At 59.7% G+C, this 15,728-nt stretch carries 14 protein-coding genes and 2 tRNA genes; 10 read left to right on the plus strand and 6 right to left on the minus strand.

Going from position 1 to position 15,728, the window contains the following annotated elements; all coding sequences use genetic code 11:
• Window positions 1-155 precede the first annotated feature (155 nt).
• Window positions 156-560, plus strand: coding sequence for a DUF1330 domain-containing protein (locus tag KXD86_RS01160; RefSeq protein WP_218634262.1), 405 nt, complete (start codon window positions 156-158; stop codon window positions 558-560).
• On the opposite strand, the gene KXD86_RS01165 is transcribed toward KXD86_RS01160, so the two are convergent.
• A complete protein-coding gene (locus KXD86_RS01165) occupies window positions 557-895 on the minus strand; it encodes a branched-chain amino acid transport AzlD family protein (RefSeq protein WP_218634263.1) in 339 nt (112 codons plus the stop codon). The two genes, KXD86_RS01160 and KXD86_RS01165, sit on opposite strands and share 4 nt — an antisense overlap.
• Window positions 888-1,592: an AzlC family ABC transporter permease gene (locus KXD86_RS01170; RefSeq protein WP_218634264.1), complete on the minus strand. Its 705-nt coding sequence runs from the start codon at window positions 1,590-1,592 to the stop codon at window positions 888-890. The genes KXD86_RS01165 and KXD86_RS01170 overlap by 8 nt, the downstream gene beginning before the upstream one ends.
• Window positions 1,593-1,768: 176 nt before the next feature.
• On the opposite strand from KXD86_RS01170, the gene KXD86_RS01175 reads away from it, so the two are divergent.
• The 5 genes from KXD86_RS01175 (at window position 1,769) to pgsA (ending at window position 6,882) form a co-directional block, all read left to right on the plus strand.
• Window positions 1,769-3,388 carry a methyl-accepting chemotaxis protein gene (locus KXD86_RS01175; protein ID WP_218634265.1) on the plus strand — a complete coding sequence of 540 codons (1,620 nt, stop codon included), beginning with the start codon at window positions 1,769-1,771 and terminating at the stop codon, window positions 3,386-3,388.
• A gap of 83 nt (window positions 3,389-3,471) precedes the next feature.
• Complete coding sequence (locus tag KXD86_RS01180; RefSeq protein ID WP_218634266.1) at window positions 3,472-3,723, plus strand: YheU family protein; 252 nt, start codon at window positions 3,472-3,474, stop codon at window positions 3,721-3,723.
• 100 nt (window positions 3,724-3,823) lie between these two features.
• Window positions 3,824-4,483: a UvrY/SirA/GacA family response regulator transcription factor gene (gene uvrY, locus KXD86_RS01185; RefSeq protein WP_218634267.1), complete on the plus strand. Its 660-nt coding sequence runs from the start codon at window positions 3,824-3,826 to the stop codon at window positions 4,481-4,483.
• Window positions 4,467-6,326, plus strand: coding sequence for an excinuclease ABC subunit UvrC (gene uvrC / locus KXD86_RS01190; RefSeq protein WP_218634268.1), 1,860 nt, complete (start codon window positions 4,467-4,469; stop codon window positions 6,324-6,326). Before uvrY ends, uvrC begins: the two co-directional genes overlap by 17 nt.
• A 7-nt stretch (window positions 6,327-6,333) precedes the next feature.
• Window positions 6,334-6,882, plus strand: a complete 549-nt coding sequence (gene pgsA, locus KXD86_RS01195; protein ID WP_218634269.1) for a CDP-diacylglycerol--glycerol-3-phosphate 3-phosphatidyltransferase — start codon at window positions 6,334-6,336, stop codon at window positions 6,880-6,882.
• Here the strand turns inward: pgsA and KXD86_RS01200 are convergent.
• The 4 genes from KXD86_RS01200 to KXD86_RS01215 are packed head-to-tail and all read right to left on the minus strand — an operon-like array spanning window position 6,840 to window position 10,434.
• A complete protein-coding gene (locus KXD86_RS01200) occupies window positions 6,840-7,493 on the minus strand; it encodes an ABC-type transport auxiliary lipoprotein family protein (protein ID WP_218634270.1) in 654 nt (217 codons plus the stop codon). The two genes, pgsA and KXD86_RS01200, sit on opposite strands and share 43 nt — an antisense overlap.
• On the minus strand, window positions 7,490-8,428 hold the full coding sequence (locus tag KXD86_RS01205) for an MlaD family protein (RefSeq protein WP_218634271.1): 939 nt from the start codon (window positions 8,426-8,428) through the stop codon (window positions 7,490-7,492). The genes KXD86_RS01200 and KXD86_RS01205 overlap by 4 nt, the downstream gene beginning before the upstream one ends.
• A gap of 5 nt (window positions 8,429-8,433) precedes the next feature.
• Window positions 8,434-9,261 carry an ABC transporter ATP-binding protein gene (locus tag KXD86_RS01210; protein ID WP_218634272.1) on the minus strand — a complete coding sequence of 276 codons (828 nt, stop codon included), beginning with the start codon at window positions 9,259-9,261 and terminating at the stop codon, window positions 8,434-8,436.
• Window positions 9,262-9,267: 6 nt separating this feature from the next.
• Complete coding sequence (locus tag KXD86_RS01215) at window positions 9,268-10,434, minus strand: MlaE family ABC transporter permease (protein ID WP_376770942.1); 1,167 nt, start codon at window positions 10,432-10,434, stop codon at window positions 9,268-9,270.
• A gap of 187 nt (window positions 10,435-10,621) precedes the next feature.
• On the opposite strand from KXD86_RS01215, the gene KXD86_RS01220 reads away from it, so the two are divergent.
• The 4 genes from KXD86_RS01220 (at window position 10,622) to fdhF (ending at window position 15,628) form a co-directional block, all read left to right on the plus strand.
• Window positions 10,622-10,697: transfer RNA gene (locus tag KXD86_RS01220), tRNA-Gly, on the plus strand.
• A gap of 91 nt (window positions 10,698-10,788) precedes the next feature.
• Window positions 10,789-10,862 (plus strand) — tRNA-Cys (locus KXD86_RS01225).
• A 169-nt stretch (window positions 10,863-11,031) separates the two neighbouring features.
• Window positions 11,032-12,747 (plus strand): NAD(P)H-dependent oxidoreductase subunit E, encoded by a 1,716-nt coding sequence (locus tag KXD86_RS01230; RefSeq protein WP_218634273.1) that lies wholly within the window; start codon window positions 11,032-11,034, stop codon window positions 12,745-12,747.
• Window positions 12,748-12,757: 10 nt separating this feature from the next.
• Entirely contained in the window at window positions 12,758-15,628 is a 2,871-nt protein-coding gene (gene fdhF / locus KXD86_RS01235) for a formate dehydrogenase subunit alpha (RefSeq protein ID WP_218634274.1), read from the plus strand.
• Window positions 15,629-15,728: the final 100 nt, after the last annotated feature.

Raw genomic sequence — 15,728 nt, forward strand, 5'->3', positions numbered from 1 at the left:
TCTCGATGAATGGATTTAGGCGCTCCCTAACCCTAGCCCTACGACGCAGAGACGTAAAAGGCTCAGCCTGAACGAAAGGTAATGAAATGGATTGCATTCCCGCCTGCAGGCTGGGCTATAGTAGGCGCCGGATACCGCAAAACACGAGGACCAGGATGGACGCCGCAAACCCTACGCCCGAGCAGCTCCAGAAGGTGCTCGCGGATACCCCCAAAGACCAACCCGTGGTCATGCTAAACCTCCTGAGGTTCCGGGATCGGGCCAGTTACACCGACGAGTCGACAGAGCGGTCGGGTCGAGAGGCCTATAAACTGTACATGCAAGAGGCAGCTGCCTGCGTAAAGGCCGTTGGCGCGGAAGTGATCTGGTCCGGCCACAGCGTCGGGTCCCTTATTGCACCCCCGGAAGAGTCCTGGGACCAGGTCCTGCTGGTTCGCTACCCGTCCATTGATGCCTTCTTGGCGATGATTGAAAGCCCGGACTACAAAGGGGTGGTCAAGCATCGGACAGCGGCTGTTCGGGATTCCCGGCTCGTCGCCAATCTGGAAGACCGGCCCTAGGCTCCCAGGATGGCGGTTTGCTGCAACATCATGTAGCAGGCAGTACCGGCGGCAATGGATAGCAACGCATTGCCCCGCCACAGGTGTATGCAGATCACCAGAATCCCGGGGAGCAGGGCGTCGAGTCCGGGCAGGGCACCCGTCCAGGACGTTGAGCGTTGGAGGAAGATCACTGCCAGCAGCGCCATAACGGCGGCGGGCAGGTAGCGACCAAGGTGTTGGACGAGTGGGTGTTCAGTGTGACGCTCGAAGAACAGGAACGGGATGACCCGGGTGGCGAACGTGGCCACGGCCGCGACAGCGATAAACGCGGCGATATAGGTTGTCTCATTCATGGCTCATGCCCTCCTTGCCAAGCGTCAACGCCGTTCGCCGGTAATGCAGGAGCAGGGCGAGGGTGACCATGGCGATCGCGCCAATCAGTTGGTGCGCTGGCGGAACCATCACCATCGCCATGCCCGCCGCCGCGGCACCGATCCAGACCGGAAAACTCTCCCCCAGTGCCTTTAACTGTTCCAGGGTCAGTACGATGAACAGGGCCACCAGGGCGAATTCGATACCCGTGCTATCAAACGCCACGTTGTCACCGAGTAGGGCCCCCAGGGTACACCCAATCACCCAGTAGCATTGGTTGAAGGCGGTAATCCGAAAATCCAGCCATTGTTCGTACGCCTTGTCCGGTCCCCGGGTGCGACTGGTCAGGAGTGAATAGGTCTCATCCGTCAGCCCAAAGATCAGGTAAAGCTTGCGCCAACCCGCTCCCCGGAATTGCCCCAGTAATGACAGGCCATAAAACAGATGCCGGGCGTTCAGGACGAACATGGCAACGAACACTTCCACGAGCCCTGCGTTAGCGGCGATCAGGCTCACCGCAAGGATCTGACCGGCGCCGGCAAAGATCAGAATGCCCATCAGCGGGGCGATCCACCAGGCATGGTCCAACTGGGTGGTGAAGAGCACGCCGAAGGCCATGCCAAGCGGCAGGTAGCCGAACAGGATGGGCAGTGTCAGTTTGAAAACGGCGTTCTTCATTAGCATCCAACCTATAGTGAGCCGGGGATAATAGGCAATCGAGGCGGATTTTTGAAGCGAGCTCTGAGCGGAGGTGGCGGGACCTAGGTGGAATTGACATTCAGACCACAAAGTCGAAATAAAAGTGTCACGAAACGGGAATAATCTCCAGGCCATAGCCCGCTGTTGGAGTTGTCATGCTAGGCACTGTTCGTACCCGTATTCTCTGTTTCGCGTTTCTTTGCGTCTTTGCCCTTGCTGGGCTGGCGGCCCTGTCCTGGACCATTATCCTGAAGGCTGAAGACGCCTCTGGAACGCTGATCCGCACCAACCTGAAGGAATCCTGGCTGTTGGTGGATCTAGAGCAATCGCACCGCCAACTCCAGGACCTGGCCTACAAGGTAAAAGCCCAGCTGTTGCTCTGGGATGAGATCGAACCGGCCTTTGCGGATCTGGAGCAGACGATTCCTGCGAATTGGAAGGCTGTCCAGGACAATGTGGCGCTGGGGGAGTGGGCCGAGGAGCACGCGCAGGATTACGAACGCGTCCTGGCGTTGATGGCCTCCATGAAGGAGGGTATTCAGCAGAAGAGCTACTACCGGGTCGGGCAAGTCGTGGATTTCGATCTGTTTCCCGCGCTCGGGCCGGTTCTGGAAGCGATTAGCCAGCAACAGCTGGAAAGTCGGGCGGAGGTCAGAGCCCAGGCCGATGAGCTGTTGGCCTTTCTGTCCAGTCAACAGCGATTTCTTGTTGCTGGGTCGGTGACTTTCCTGGTGTTGGTGGTGTTGATGACCCTGTGGTTGCGGCGTTCGGTCATCCAGCGCCTTCAGCGCATCGCCATGGAGCTGAAGGTCATGGAGGAAAACAGCGACCTGACTCGGGTTCCCGTTCTCACTGGACGAGACGAAGTCGCCGGGGTCAGTCGGGCGCTGGGAGCTCTGGTGAATCGGTTCGAGCACTTCATTGCCGATGTTCGTGGCGCCGCCAATGGGGTTAACACCCGCTCCGGCATCCTCGATGAGGGGGCTGAATCCCTGCAGCAGGCGTCTGAAAAGACCCGCATGCAGATCCAGGACGTCAGCCAGTCGATGGCGGCCATCGCGGATCAGGCTTCCGCCATTGATTGCGCCGCGGAAAGGTCCGCTGAAACGGTCAGTGAGGCGGTGTCGGCCAATGCGGAAGTGCAGCAGCGACTGGTCATCAGCGACCGGGCCGCTGAAAAGACCGTTGATGTGATCGGGCGGGTTTCGGCGTCGATTCAGGCACTGAATGAGTCCACGGCTAAAATTGAGCAGGTCATTGGTGTGATCGCCGACATTGCCGAGCAGACCAACCTGCTGGCACTGAATGCCGCCATCGAGGCTGCAAGGGCCGGGGAATACGGGCGCGGGTTTGCCGTGGTTGCCGATGAGGTCCGGACCCTGTCACGGAGAACATCGGATTCTACCCGCGATATTTCGCAGTGGGTTCGGGATCTGGTTGACGGTGTTGGCAGCGTTGATGGCTTGCTGGCTGAAATGCGCGCCGCGGGAACCGAAAACAGGGAGCACTTGCTGGCCCTGGGCACCCACCTTGAAAACCTTGGGTTACGGTTCGAGCAGCTTGAGACCCACAGCGTTGAGATCAGTGCCGCGGTGTTGGCCCAGAGGGATGAGATCGGCCGGGTAGGGCGTCGCAGTGCGATGCTAGATGAGAGTGCGGATTTCCTGGTCGCCAATATTGAGAACACCCGGTCGATCAGTGAGGCCCTGCGTCGGGACTCGTTGTCGATGCGCCAGCTAACGGCTCACTTCAAAACCTCCAATGATGCGTCTTGATGGGTTGATCGCCGGATTTCGTAACAAAGGGCTTCTCTCGCTCGACCAGAGTCCTTACCATGTTCAAAGAAACAGGAGGACCCATGGACGACGACGCATCCCATCAGCCCCAGCCGGATCCGAGACAGGAAAAGTTCATTGTAGACAGCCACTTATTAACCGACGATCAGATCAGCGGTCTGGTTGAGGAGTATTGCACCCGGTATCACGGGCTGAACGATACTGAACAGCCCCTGGCTGAGCGAGACCGCGTCCGGACTGCGGTGAAACGGGGTGACCTGGTTGTCTGGTTCGACCCGGTGGAGAATACTGCTGGGCTGGGCACGCCCTCATGAGGTATGGTCTAACTAAGGAATTTCGGGTTGGTGCTACCCGGATGATAAGGTACTCGGTACAATCCCGCTGTTTTCCCGTAGTCCGGTTACGAGGTGAATTTTGATCAGGGTATTGGTTGTCGATGACCACGAGCTGGTGCGTTCCGGGATTACCCGGATGCTGGCGGATAACCCCGACCTGGAAGTCATAGGGCAGGCGTCCTCAGGAGAGGAAGCCATTGACTCTGTCCGCAGGGAACGGCCAGACATCGTCCTGATGGATATTCGAATGCCGGGGATCGGAGGGCTGGAAGCAACCCGCCGTATTCTCCGAATCGACGACTCGGTACGTGTGATTGTGGTCACGGCCTGCGCAGATGACCCCTACCCAACCCGCGTCATGCAGAGCGGGGCGACCGCCTACATCACCAAAGGCGCGGATATCAAAGAAATGGTGCGCGCCATTCGTATGGCCCACGCCGGTCAGCGCTACATCAGCCCCGAAATCGCCCAGAAAATGGCGCTCAAACAGTTGAGCGGCGACCGGGACGACGATGGGGAGCTCTCCCTCTTCGAGCGGTTGTCCGAGCGCGAGATGCAGATTGCCATGATGGTCGTGGATTGCCAGAAAGTGCAGGACATCTCGGACAAGCTGTGCCTGAGCCCGAAAACGGTAAACAGCTATCGGTACCGCATATTCGAGAAGCTGGAAATCTCCAGCGATGTTGAGTTGGCCCTGATGGCCGTCAGGCTCGGGTTGCTTGATGCCGACAAGGTCTGACCCCGCCAGTTACCCAGCGGAGTTCGACAGCAAGAACTTCCTGAAACAGCTTACGGAACGGCCTGGCGTCTATCGTATGTACGACGAAGACGGTTCGGTTCTGTATGTTGGTAAGGCCCGAAATCTGAAAAAACGGGTCAGCAGTTATTTTCGCAAGACCGGTCTGGCGCCGAAAACCGAAGCCCTGGTGGCCAAAATTTCCTCGATCGAGGTCACCATCACTGGAAGCGAAACCGAAGCACTTCTGCTTGAGCAGAACCTGATCAAGTCCCTTCGGCCACCGTACAACATCCTGCTTCGGGACGATAAATCCTACCCCTATATTTACCTTTCCTCGCACAGCGACTACCCCTCGCTGACCTTTCGGCGAGGGCGCACGAAAAAGGGCGGCGGTACCTGGTTCGGGCCGTTTCCAAGTTCCGGAGCGGTCAAGGAAAGCCTTAATGTGCTGCAGAAGGTATTCCGCATAAGATCCTGTAGTGAAAGCTATTTCAGAAACAGAACCCGTCCGTGTCTGCAGTACCAGATTCATCGTTGCACGGCGCCCTGTGTCGAGTACATCAGTCCAGAGGACTACCGGGAGGATATCCGGCATGCCACGATGTTCCTGGAAGGTAAGAATCCGGCCATTCTTCATGACCTGATGAATGCCATGGAGGCGGCCTCGAAAAACCTCGAATTCGAGAAGGCTGCAGCCTATCGGGACCAGATTAACCACCTGCGCCACGTTCAGGAGCAACAGTCGGTGGATGGCGAAGGTGGGGACGCCGATGTGATTGCGATTGCCCAGGATGCCGGTATTGTATGCATTGTTGTCATCATCGTTCGTGGTGGCCGTGTGCTTGGCACCAAAGACTATTTCCCTCGCTATTCAATCGAGCAAACCGAAGGCGAGCTGTTAAGCGCATTTCTGGGGCAGTATTATTTTGGTGGCAACACCCGGCGGGAAATACCCCGGGACATCCTGGTGCCGGTGGACGTTGACGGCCAGGAGCTGCTGGCGGAAGCGCTCTCCGAAGCCGCCAGCCGGGAAACGCGGATTCGTGGCAACGTACGGGGTGAGCGCCGCCGCTGGCTTGAACTGGCGATGACGAACGCCCGCCAGACCTTACTCACGCATCTGGCGAGCAAGGAAACGGTGTATCGACGGTTACTCGCCCTGCGGGACCTGCTGGAGCTGGCTGAAACGCCTTCCCGGATGGAATGTTTCGACATCAGCCACAGTCATGGGGAAAATACCGTCGCATCCTGTGTGGTTTTCGACGAGAATGGCCCGCTGAAAAGCGACTATCGCCTCTATAACATCGAGGACATTACGGCCGGGGATGACTACGCGGCCATGCGCCAGGTTTTGACCCGTCGTTACAAACGGATGGTGGCGGGTGAGGGCAAACGGCCCGATCTGGTGTTCATTGACGGTGGTAAAGGGCAGCTGAACATTGCCCGGGAAGTCTTTGACGAACTGGGAATTTCGGACATACCGCTGATCGGTGTAGCCAAGGGCGTAACCCGTAGGGCGGGCATGGAACAGTTGATCGATGCCATGACCGGCGATGTGTTCCGGGTGCCAGCGGACTCGCCGGCGCTGCACCTGATCCAGCACATTCGCGACGAATCCCACCGGTTCGCGATTACCGGCCACAGGGCCCGACGGGACAAAAAACGGCGTCAGTCGACCCTCGAGGGCATCGAGGGCGTCGGCCCCAAGCGTCGACGTGACCTGATCCGGTATTTTGGCGGGATACAGGAAATCCGCAAAGCCAGTGTGGATGAGATGACCAAGGTTCAGGGCATCAGCAAGTCATTGGCGGAAAACATCTACGCAGCGTTGCATGACGAGTAAGGACAGCATGAATTTACCCAACATACTCACTCTCTCCCGAATCATCATGATCCCGGTCTTCGTGATCATCTTCTACCTGCCCGTGGAGTGGAGTTACCTGGTTAGCGCCTGCATCTTCGCCCTCGCGGGCCTGACCGACTGGCTGGATGGCTACCTGGCCCGGAAACTGGATCAGAGCACACCCTTCGGGGCATTTCTCGACCCGGTGGCCGATAAACTGATGGTGGCAGTGGCCCTGGCCGTGCTGATCGAGGAGCACGCGGCGATTCTGTTGACCATTCCCGCAAGCGTTATTATCGGGCGGGAGATCGTGATTTCGGCGTTGCGGGAGTGGATGGCGGAGATCGGAAGCCGCGCCAGCGTCGCGGTGTCCTACATCGGCAAGATAAAGACCACGGCCCAGATGGCTGCCATTGTCGGCTTGCTGGCCTTTCCTCCCGGGGTTGTCTGGGCAGACGTTTCCATCGGCTTGCTTTACGTCGCGGCGGGTTTGACGCTCTGGTCCATGGGGCTCTACCTCAAGGCGGCCTGGTCGGACCTGTTTCCCGCCTCCTGATTTCCCACGCCATTACACCTGGCCGCCCACTCGGTGATGGTTTGTGAAAGCCGTTCACCGGCCAGGCTGAACGCCTCGACCACCGCTTCGATGTCGGGTCCTTCCGCCGGTTGTTCAATCCGGAAACTGTCTGAACACAGGGTGGCGCGGGACCGGTTGTTGATGACCTGGCCATGCAGGGCAATCACCGCAATCACCGTCTCGGGATTGTTTTCGGTGTGAAACGCAGACAACTCGCTGACCAGAGTCCAGTCGGCATCGGCAGGATTGGTGTCACTGATGACGTTTTCAAAGCCGCCACTGGCCCGAATGGTTTTGACCAGTAAATCACGGACGATGACCGGGACCGTATCCCGCCAACGGACACCGTCGTAGACCTGAAACTCCCAGGGCGTAGGCTTGGCCAGGATGCGGTTGCTACTCATGGGATAGGAGGCGTAGGGCGTGTCCACACGAAACGAGTAGGGGCGCGTTTCCTCGGCCCGAAAGGTGGGGTTCGGCACGGAGAAATCCATGACCCGGGGAGGCTCTGGCGTTGGGAATACCGTGCAGCCGCTCAACAGGGCCAGCACGCTTGCGATGAGCATCGACGAAGGCAGAATTCCGTTCACTGTGACAGCTCCTGAATGGTTTCACCGCCCCAGATGGTGCGGGTGGGGTCTTCCCCGAGTCGGCGGGTGAACTGGTTGAGGTTTCGGAGGGTGCTGCGCAATTCACGTAACGCTGGCGCCAGTTCCCCCATTCCCTGAAGGCCTGAGTCCATGGCGCCCTCGTTTTCCCGGGTCAGCCGGTCAATCCGGGAGGACGTCGCCTGGATGGTTCGCAGTGCCTCGTCCAGTGACGTCAGTACGGCCCGGCCTTCGTTCTGAAGGATGTCGTTGGCATTATCGGACACCCTGGCAACTTTCACAGCGGCTTCGCCCGCCCGTTTGCCCGCCGAATCGAGCCGTTCCAGCAGGGCGTTCAGGTGCTCTCGCTGGTCAAGCAGGGCGTCGGTGGCCTCGCGGGTGTTGGCAAGGATCACGGTCAGGTTCTCGGTGTTCTGGTCGGAGAACATTCGGTTGGCGTTGGTGAGCAGCGACTCCGCTTTTTGCAGCAGGTCTTCGCCATTGGCCAATAGACTGTCAAACGCGGAGGGTTTGGCTGTGATGAGCGGGGGATTCTCCCGGTCTCCCTTGAGCTCGGGGCTGTCCGGCGTGCCGCCACTGAACTGGATGCTCATACTGCCGGTAATGTTAGCCAGCACCAGCCCGACCTGTGTGTTTGCCCGGATCGGAATCTGCTGATCCACTCGAATCAGTACCCGGACATGGCTGGGATCCTGCGGATCCAGCGTCATTTCAACGACGTCACCGATCTGTACACCGCTGTAAAGCACCGGGTTGCCCTCGGAAAGACCACTGACCGGATGGTTGAACCCAATCTCGTAGTAGGCCCAGTCACGATCGGCTGAGGATTTGCCCAGCCACAGGGCAAACACAAGGGCTGCAGCGAACGCCGTAACCGTAAACAAGCCAATGATCACATGATGGGCCTTGGGCTCCATAGTGCTTACTCCTTGGACCTTTGCGATTGGGCCCGGAAGGCGCTGTCTGCAGCGCGTCCTCGTGGCCCGTTGAAGTAGTCCTGTATCCACGGATCATCAAACGCGGCAACCCGTTCCAGTCGGTCTGCTACCAGGACCTTTTTCTGGGCGAGCACCGCGATACGATCGCAGGTTGCGTACAGGGTATCCAAATCGTGGGTAACCAGGAAAACCGTGAGCCCGAGCGCATCCCGCAAGGTAACAATGAGCCGGTCGAAGGCGGCTGCGCCAATCGGATCGAGTCCGGCGGTAGGTTCGTCGAGAAACAGGATTTCCGGATCCAGTGCGAGTGCGCGGGCCAGGGCGGCGCGCTTCACCATGCCGCCGGATAGTTCGGCCGGGTACTTCAGGGCGGCCTCGGGGGGTAGGCCTGTCAGGGCCAGTTTCATCCGCGCCAGGTATTCTGCTTCGCGACGGTTCAACCCCGCGTGCTCGATCAGGGGCACCGCGATGTTTTCCTGAAGGTTCAGTGACGTGAAGAGGGCACCGCCCTGGAACAGGACACCGAGCCGCTGCTCCACCAGGGAACGTTGTCGGGCCGGTAACTTTTCAAGATCCCTGTCGAACACCCGGATATGGCCGGAGGCAGGGGTGTTGAGCCCGACAATACTTCGCAGCAGTACCGTCTTCCCCGTGCCTGACCCGCCAACCACGCCAAGAATCTCCCCGGTCATCAGGTCCAGATTCAGGTTCTGGTGAATGATGTGGGTACCAAACTGATTGCAGAGGTCCCGTACCTGGATGACAGTTGGGCCTATGGCGGACGGGTGCGGTTCAAGCTGGTGGTGTTTCATATGCGCCTACCACCCCATTTCCATGAAAAACAGCGCGGCAATCGAGTCCAGCAGGATCACCATGAAAATGGACTGGACCACACTGGAGGTCGTGTGTTCGCCGACCGATTGGGCGCTGCCGCTGACCTTGAAGCCCTCAAGGCAGCCGATGACGGCTATCACGAAAGCGAAAACCGGCGCCTTGGACAGTCCGACGAGGAAGTGCCGGAGTTCGATGTCTCGCTCGATGATGGCGATGAACTGGGCTGGGTAGATGTCGAGAGCCAGAGCGCAGACAGCCGCACCACCCACCATGCCGGCGATCATACCGATAAAGGCCAGGATCGGCAGACTCACCATCATTGCCAATACCCTGGGCAGCACCAGGAGCTCAATCGGGTCAAGGCCCAGAGTCCGGATGGCATCAAGCTCCTGGTTGACCTTCATGGCGCCAATATGGGCGGTAAAAGCACTGGCAGTCCGCCCGGCAAGAAGTATGGCCGCCAGCAGGACCCCGAATTCCCGCAGAAACGAAAACCCAACAAGATTCACGGTGTAGATGGTCGCACCGAAGCTCTCCAGCACGGTAGCCCCCAGAAATGCGACAACGGCACCGACCAGAAAGGTGAGCAGAGCGACAATGGGTAATGCGTTTAGTCCGGTTTCCTGAATGGCGGCGACGAACGGGGTCATGCGCCAACGCCAGGGGCGGGGCAGAACCCAGAACAGGGTGGCCAGTGTCTGGCCGATGAAGCCGTTAAGGGCCTTGAGGAGTTGATAGATGCCGTCGGTCTTCTGACCTGTGTCGGCAAGGAAGCGGGTCATTCTGGACATCTGCTGGGGCGCGGGTTCGGGCCGGTTCGCCATGGCGGAACAGACGGCGCAGAGCAGCGCCGATTTTTCGGGAGCTACAGCGCCGGTGCGGGAGGCCAGGTCATGAAGGCGTTCAGCGCCGATCAGGGAAACCAGTTGAGACGCGCCTGCCGTGTCCAGCCGTCCGAGTCCCGACAGATTGAACGTCTTGATACCGGGAAGGCTCGCCAACGCGGAGGAGACGACCCCGTTCAGATGTTCGTAATCGGACAGCGTCCAGTCGCCACGAATGACGAGGGAAGTGCCGTCCACGACAGCTTCACCGGGGGTTGAAGCGCTCGCCGCGAACACAGGGTTTTCCTCACTGGCGGAGCTGGTCACGTTATTTGACAATCCGTTGTTTGTTTTACTGACTAATCACAAGCTTAGAGACTCCCGCGAGTATCTGCCAGTGAGGGCTCTGTAACCTGTCGAACAGAAATTGGCCAGAAATCGATATAAAACAGAAAGTTGAAAAAATAGGTTGACGCAAACGGCCGAATCCGTAGAATACGCCCTCGTTGACCAAGCGGGAATAGCTCAGTTGGTAGAGCACAACCTTGCCAAGGTTGGGGTCGCGAGTTCGAATCTCGTTTCCCGCTCCAATTTTTCCAGTGTTACTGGTTGAAAAGTCATCACAGTCTCTCAATGCCCACCTGAGAGCATGAAAGTCCTACTCCTTTCGGACTTTTTCCCGGCGCGGTGGCAGAGTGGTTATGCAGCGGACTGCAACTCCGTGTACGCCGGTTCGATTCCGACCCGCGCCTCCATTATTTCCCTTGTTTTCCAGTACCTCTTGAGTTCCTGGCAGGTCTGTCTCCCTATCCAGTCGATTTACGATCTGCTGGTTGCACCACACCCTGATATGCTTCAATGACTCGTAAATAGTCAGGCCAGCCAACACGGCTGTCTTATGAACTCGGGGCCTGGTCAAAAACAATGAAAACGGACGAAGAGAAGATCAAACCCCGGCGCGGCTCGCTTCGTGGCCGTCAACTGGAACCGACCGTACTGTCGGGACTGCGGGGCCTCATCGGTGACGAACGTGTGGACGCGTCGTTGCGAGACCGCGATCGCCTGATCGAGCACCTGCATATATTGCAGGACGCAGACGGTTACCTCTCGATGCCCCGGCTCCGGGCCCTGGCGGCATTCATGAATCTGCCCATGGCCGCCATTTATGAAACTGCCACGTTTTACGCCCATTTCGATGTTATCCACGACGACCAAACCCCACCGCCGGCAATAACCCTGAGGGTATGTGATTCGCTTTCGTGCCAACTGGCGGGGGCGGGCGCACTGTACGAGGCGTTGGCCGATGGGGCTGACCCTGGCCAGGTGCGCGTGGTCCACGCGCCTTGCATGGGGCGCTGCGATACAGCACCGGTTGTGGCCGTGGGGCACCATCACGTAGGCAACGCCACTGCCCAGACGGTTGGTGCGGCGGTCGAGCAAAAGCAGGTTCAACCCGACGAAAACCACTGGCAGAAGCTGGCGGATTATCGCTCGACAGGCGGTTACCAGTTACTGAAGGATTGTCGCGACGGCCGGGTTACCGTCGAGTCCCTTATGGAAGAACTTGAGCAAGCGGGCCTGCGCGGGCTCGGCGGAGCCGGATTCCCCACCTTCCGCAAGTGGCAGGCCGTGCGGGCAGAGCAGGGCCCACGCTACGCGGTGATCAATGCCGACGAGGGTGAACCGGGCACGTTCAAAGATCGCTACTATCTGGAACGCGAACCCCACACCTTTCTGGAAGGGGCGTTGGTCAGCGCCTGGGCGGTTGAGGCGAAGGCCCTGTACATCTATTTGCGTGACGAATACCCCGGCCTGCACCGTGTGCTGAAAGAGGCCATCGCTGAGCAGGAAGCAGCCGGCATCGTCGAAAAGGGCTTTGTGATCCTGCGCCGTGGCGCGGGCGCCTACATCTGCGGCGAGGAATCCGCCCTGATCGAATCCCTGGAAGGCAAGCCCGGCAAACCTCGCCATCGACCGCCGTTTGTGGCCCAGAAAGGCCTGTTTAACCAGCCCACCCTGGTGAACAACGTCGAGACCGTTTACTGGATTCCGCGTATCCACGCCCAGGGTGCCGAGTGGTTCGCCAGCCAGGGCCGACACGGTCGTAAGGGGCTTCGCAGCTTTTCGGTCTCCGGGCGGGTCGCACGCCCTGGCGTGCATGTTGCGCCTGCCGGCATCACCCTCAATGAGTTAATTGAGCAATACTGCGGCGGCATGGCCGAAGGCCATCGCCTGCTGGCCTATCTGCCCGGCGGAGCGTCCGGCGGCATACTGCCGGACAGCAAAGCCGACATCCCCCTGGACTTCGACACCCTCCAGGAACACGGCTGTTTTATTGGCTCTGCTGCTGTGATTGTTCTGTCCGATCAGGACGATCTACAAGCGGCCGCCGCCAATCTTCTGGGCTTCTTCGCGGATGAGTCCTGCGGCCAGTGCACCCCCTGCCGAGTAGGCACCGAGAAAATGCTCACGTTATTGGAGCGGGATGCCTGGGACGAGGCGACGCTTCAGCAACTGGCCGGTGTGATGGTCGATGCGTCTATCTGTGGGCTCGGTCAGGCCGCACCCAATCCGGTGCTGAGCCTGCTGCGGGATTTCCGCGGCGAACTTGCCAGCCAAAACCTGATCGCCAAAGGGTAGGGAGGCCGCCATGAATGATTCCAACGAAAGTTTTACCCTGACCCTGGACGATGTCGAAGTCCAGGCCTTTCCCGGTGAAACCCTGTGGCAGGTCGCCAAGCGGGCAGGCGAGACAATCCCCCACCTGTGTTTCAAGGACGCTCCGGGCTACCGTGCCGATGGCAATTGCCGGGCCTGCATGGTGGAAGTGGAGGGTGAGCGGGTGCTCGCGGCGAGCTGTATTCGGGAAGCTACGCCCGGCATGGTCGTTCATAGCGCAGGCTCGCCTCGGGTTCAGGCGGCTCGCAAGGGTGTGCTCGAATTGCTGCTGGCCGATCAGCCTGAGAGAGAGGAAAGCCCGGATCGGTCCAGCCACTTGTGGGATACGGTGGATCAATTGGCCATTGATGCCGGTGCCGTGCGTCAGCGTCTACCGGCACGTTCAGATCGCGAAGGGCCGACGGTCCACCATGTTGAACCCCGTTCCGATTCACTGCCTCACGCCGGCGGCCACGACGCCACCCATTCGGCCATGAACGTTAACCTGGACGCCTGCATTACCTGCGGCTTGTGCGAACGCGCCTGCCGGGAAGTGCAGGGCAACGATGTGATTGGACTGGCACACCGGGGGGCCGCGTCTAAGGTCATCTTCGATTTTGATGACCCCATGGGGGATAGCACCTGCGTTGCCTGCGGGGAATGTGTGCAGGCCTGCCCGACCGGGGCGCTTATGCCGGCAACCCTGATGGATGATCAGGGCCGGGGAGACTCCGCGGTGGCGGACCGCACCGTGGATTCGGTTTGCCCCTACTGCGGTGTGGGATGCCAGCTCACCTATCACGTCAAGGACGAACCTGTGGGTGCCGAAGCAGCATCAGGCAACCAGCGAGGAAAGATTCTGTTTGTGGAAGGCCGGGATGGCCCCTCCAACCAGGGAAGGCTGTGCGTAAAAGGGCGTTTTGGCTTCGATTACCCCGCGCACCCGGCCCGGCTGACCCGCCCACTGATTCGCCGGGAGGGCGTCCCCAAGGGGCTTGACCCGGAATTTGATCCCGCCAATCCGTTAACCCACTTTCGAGAGGCAAGCTGGGACGAGGCGCTGGACCTGGCGGTACACGGATTAACCCGACTCAAAGCCGAGCACGGACCCGCTGCGCTCGCCGGCTTCGGTAGCGCCAAGTGCTCCAACGAAGAAGCCTGGCTGTTCCAGAAGCTGGTACGGACCGGTTTTGGCTCCAACAACGTCGACCACTGCACGCGGCTCTGCCACGCCAGCTCCGTGGCCGCCCTGATGGAATGCCTGGGTTCCGGCGCCGTCACGGCCTCGTTCATGCAGTCGCTGCAGGCCGATGTGGTTATCCTCATCGGCTGCAACCCGGCGGTGAATCATCCGGTGGCCGCCACCTACTTCAAGCAGGCAGTACGCAACGGCACCAAACTGATCATCATCGATCCCCGGGGCCAGGCGCTGGACGCCTATGCCTGGCGGAGCGTGCGATTCACTCCGGGTGGTGATGTAGCATTATTGAACGCCTTGCTCCACGTGATAATCGATGAGGAACTGTTAGATCAGACCTACATTGATGCCCACACAGAAGGATTCGCAGCCCTGGCCCAGAGCGTTGCGCCCATGACGCCAGAGGTAATGAGCCCAGTGTGCGGTGTTGCGCCGGACACCATTCGCGAAGTGGCCCGCGCCTATGCCCAGGCGGACCGCGCGATGATCTTCTGGGGCATGGGCATCTCCCAGCACGTGCACGGCACCGACAATGCCCGCTGCCTGATTTCGCTGGCACTGGCATGCGGCCAAACTGGCAGGCCCGGTACCGGCCTTCACCCGCTGCGTGGGCAAAACAACGTGCAGGGCGCGTCTGATGCCGGCTTGATCCCTATGGTATTACCGGACTACAAACCGGTCGGGGATGCCCAACTGCGGGCCGCCTTTGAAGAACTCTGGAGCACCGAACTGGACCCGAATCCGGGCCTCACCGTTGTGGAGATTATGGATGCGATCAGGGCGGGCACCATCAAGGGCATGTACATCCTGGGTGAGAACCCCGCCATGTCCGACCCGGATCTGACCCACGCCCGGGCCGCGCTCGGTGCCCTTGAGCACCTGGTGGTACAGGACCTGTTCATCACAGAGACGGCCCAGTTCGCTGACGTTATTCTCCCTGCCGCCGCCTGGTCAGAAAAAACGGGCACCGTCACCAACACCAACCGCCAGGTGCAAATGGGTCGAGCCGCGCTTTCGCCGCCAGGGGAGGCAAAACCCGATTGGTGGGTTATCCAGGAAATGGCCCGACGTTTCGGGCTTGGTTGGAACTACGCCGGCCCCGAGCAAGTGTTTGAAGAAATGAAGCAGGGCATGCACTCACTCGATCACATCTCCTGGTCGCGGCTGCAGCGCGAAGGATCGGTCACCTACCCATGTCCCGCTGATGACGCGCCGGGACAGGATGTTGTCTTCGCTGACGCCTTTCCCCGAGCGGGAGGCCGGGCCAGGTTCTCGCCAACCCGGCCGCTGCCGCCGGACGAGCCGGTGGATGAGGCTTATCCCATCGTGCTGACAACCGGGCGATTGCTGGAGCACTGGCACACGGGCGCCATGACCCGTCGCAGCCACGTGCTGGACGAGCGAGAGCCCGAGGCCGCAGCCTACTTTGCATCCGCAGAGCTGGATCGCATGGGCGTCGCACCGGGTGATGCCATCCAAATCGCCACGCGACGTGGCAGCATTACCCTGACGGCGCGGGCCGACCAGACCATGCCCGAAGGCATGGTGTTCGTGCCTTTCGCGTTCGTGGAGGCGGCAGCCAACGTGCTCACCAACCCGGCGCTGGATCCGGACGGCAAGATTCCGGAATTCAAGTACGCGGCGTGCAGGTTGAGCCCGGCCTAGTCTTCGAAACCAACTGGCGTTGCCCAAGCTCTGTTCGAATTCTGCCCGAACGACAGTCGTCGTCGCATCGCGTCTGTAAAGTGTGCACAGTTGGTCTAAA

The sequence above is a fragment of the Marinobacter arenosus genome (assembly GCF_019264345.1).
Classification (GTDB): Bacteria; Pseudomonadota; Gammaproteobacteria; order Pseudomonadales; family Oleiphilaceae; genus Marinobacter; species Marinobacter arenosus.

What these genes read in the sequence shown, in the direction of transcription:
- fdhF (WP_218634274.1), top strand. Translation starts at nt 12,758, where the DNA reads ATGAATGATTCCAACGAAAGTTTTACCCTGACCCTGGACGATGTCGAA.
- KXD86_RS01230 (WP_218634273.1), top strand. Translation starts at nt 11,032, where the DNA reads ATGAAAACGGACGAAGAGAAGATCAAACCCCGGCGCGGCTCGCTTCGT.
- KXD86_RS01160 (WP_218634262.1), top strand. Translation starts at nt 156, where the DNA reads ATGGACGCCGCAAACCCTACGCCCGAGCAGCTCCAGAAGGTGCTCGCG.
- KXD86_RS01210 (WP_218634272.1), bottom strand. Translation starts at nt 9,261, where the DNA reads ATGAAACACCACCAGCTTGAACCGCACCCGTCCGCCATAGGCCCAACT.
- uvrC (WP_218634268.1), top strand. Translation starts at nt 4,467, where the DNA reads ATGCCGACAAGGTCTGACCCCGCCAGTTACCCAGCGGAGTTCGACAGC.
- KXD86_RS01170 (WP_218634264.1), bottom strand. Translation starts at nt 1,592, where the DNA reads ATGAAGAACGCCGTTTTCAAACTGACACTGCCCATCCTGTTCGGCTAC.
- pgsA (WP_218634269.1), top strand. Translation starts at nt 6,334, where the DNA reads ATGAATTTACCCAACATACTCACTCTCTCCCGAATCATCATGATCCCG.
- KXD86_RS01180 (WP_218634266.1), top strand. Translation starts at nt 3,472, where the DNA reads ATGGACGACGACGCATCCCATCAGCCCCAGCCGGATCCGAGACAGGAA.
- KXD86_RS01205 (WP_218634271.1), bottom strand. Translation starts at nt 8,428, where the DNA reads ATGGAGCCCAAGGCCCATCATGTGATCATTGGCTTGTTTACGGTTACG.
- KXD86_RS01165 (WP_218634263.1), bottom strand. Translation starts at nt 895, where the DNA reads ATGAATGAGACAACCTATATCGCCGCGTTTATCGCTGTCGCGGCCGTG.
- KXD86_RS01175 (WP_218634265.1), top strand. Translation starts at nt 1,769, where the DNA reads ATGCTAGGCACTGTTCGTACCCGTATTCTCTGTTTCGCGTTTCTTTGC.